Below are 2,311 nucleotides of genomic sequence, written 5' to 3' on the forward strand. Positions count from 1 at the left end.
AACCGACCGTGCCGCTGCCGCCGACGATGCCGCCGTTCTGCACGCTGACATCCGAGGTGACCGAGCCGTTGATCGCCAGCCGCCCCTGATTAACCAGCGTCGGGCCGGCATAGGTGTTGGCGCCGGTCATGACCAGCGTGCCCATCCCTTCTTTAGTCAGGCCGCCATGGCCGGAGATGTTGTTGGAGTAGACTTCCAGCTCGCAACTGATGTCGTCACACTTTCTGGCGTGCAGCGTGCCGGCATCCACCTCGGCGCCCAGACCCGGAATATTGGCGACAAACTGGGTCGGGCCGTAGGCCACGCCCGTCGGATCCGGAATGCGGAACTCCGCAGGAATATCTTCGACGGTATAGAACATGCCCGGGCCGTTGATGGCCTTGCCCAGGTTGATCATCCCCCAGCCGTAGAGCGCGTCGATGCCCGGCGCGCCCATGTCGGTGGCGGTGGTTTTCAGCACGTCGGCAATCTGCGCCGAGCTCATGTACGGGAAGCGCTGCAGCAACACCGCCACCGCGCCGGTGACGTGCGGTGTCGCCATCGAGGTGCCGTTTTTATTGCCGTAGTCCGACACCAGGTTGGCCGGATCGGAACCGTTGGCCACGGTGCTGTAGATTTTGCTGCCCGGCGACGAGACGCAGAAGCTGGCGGTATAGCCGCAACGGGAAGAGAAGCTGCTGATGGTGTAAGGCACGCTGTTGGTCGATGTCGCATCCTGCGCCACGCTGGCGACCGACAGCCAGTTCGGCGCGATGTCCGGCACGAAATAGGCCAGCCCGCTGATCACATCCGGCTGGTTGTAGTTGCCGTCGTTACCAGCGGCGAACAGCACCAGAATATTTTTGCGCGCCGCGTCGATGGCGCCCTGATAGCCTGCGCCGGCCAGGCTGCCGAGCAGCGGCTTGACCTGATCGAACTGTTCCTGCGCATCCTTCAGCTCAAAGTGCAGCGCGTTGGGATCGCGGCCGCCGTCGGACAGGAAATCGGGAATACTGACGCCCCAGCTGTTGTTGATCACCCGCACGCCGCTCTTGATCATCGCCTGCCAGCCGGCATTGGTGACGGCGCCGTCCAGGCCGAGGAATTCGCCGTAGGCCGGGCCGTCGTTGTCGTTATCGACGCTGATCACCTGCGAATCGAAGGCCACGCCGTGCATGCCGACGCCGTCGCGGTTCGCCGCGCTGATCCCCGCGACGTGCACCCCGTGATTGCTCAGCATGCCCTGCGAGCCGCTGTAGAAGTGGAAGGTGCCGTCGAAGTAAAAGCGATCGCCGGCGTTAATCCCCGGCCGGTGCGGATCGGTATAGGCGCGATAGCCTTCGGTGACGACGTTGATCAGTTTGCCGTCGCCGGCAAACTCGGGATGGCGGTTGACCGGGGTATCGAAAATGCCCACCTTCTGCCCTTTGCCGGTGTAGCCGGCGGCGTAGGCCTCATCGGCGTGGATCGCCCCCAGCCCCCAGTTGGCGTTGAATTCGGCGCTGCGCCAGCTGGCCGGATCGCCGGCTTGGCCATTCACCTCGTGCGGCGCCGCCTGCGCATACCCCGCCAGCGCCATGCAGCAGACCAGCGCGTTCAGCCGCCACGGCGAGCGACGAGCGTTTCCTTTGCTGTCAAAACCCATTGTTGTTGTCATTTCCTTACCTTTTGCTTGTTATTGGCCGACGCCCCAGGTGCGCCGGGTTCTCATTAGCAGGATGTGAAAAAGGAACCGCCCGCAGACGGTTCCCGTACAAGGATTGAGTCGATGTTGCTTAGAAGCGCCAGGTGAAACCGGCGTTGACGCTGTTGTCCTGATGGTTCTGCGACAGCAGCCCGCCATAGCCCAGCGACAGCGAGGCGTTCTCGTTCACCGCCACTTCCGCCCCCGCCTTCAGCACCATGCCGTCGCGCGACACCGGCACGCTGTCCACCACGAACGGCGCGTTGCCGCCGTTGAACCGCAGCCCGGTGCCGCGCTCCAGCCCGCCGTACTGGTGTTGCCACCCCAGCTCGCTGCGCAGCGCCACCGTCGTGCCCGGGCTCACCTGCCACGCGGTGTCCGCGCGCAGCCCCAGCGTCGACACCGTCGCGTCGGTGTGCTGCTTGTCGCCGCGCAGCGCAGCTGCGCCGCCGCTTTCCGCGATGCCGTTGTTTTCAAAGTTCACGTACGCCAGGTTGACGAACGGCTCCAGGTTCAGCCACTCCCCCTGCACGCTGTAACCCGCTTCCGCGAACAGCTGCTCGGTGCGCGCGCTGTACTTCGCCGTGTCGCGGTCCGACTGCATCCCGTAGTTCACCGACCGTTTGGTGTCGATGCGGTGCCAGGTGT

2 protein-coding genes are annotated in these 2,311 nt (G+C 64.5%); both read right to left on the reverse strand.

The window, feature by feature from the left end; genetic code table 11:
* On the reverse strand, positions 1-1,636 hold a 1,636-nt coding region (locus tag ACJ8QF_RS25015), incomplete at its 3' end, for a S8 family serine peptidase (protein ID WP_442537989.1).
* A 118-nt stretch (positions 1,637-1,754) separates the two neighbouring features.
* A partial coding sequence (locus ACJ8QF_RS25020; protein WP_442537990.1) for an autotransporter outer membrane beta-barrel domain-containing protein occupies positions 1,755-2,311 on the reverse strand: 557 nt, incomplete at its 5' end.

The organism is Serratia sp. CY81684, from assembly GCF_052166595.1.
GTDB lineage: Bacteria > Pseudomonadota > Gammaproteobacteria > Enterobacterales > Enterobacteriaceae > Serratia > Serratia nematodiphila.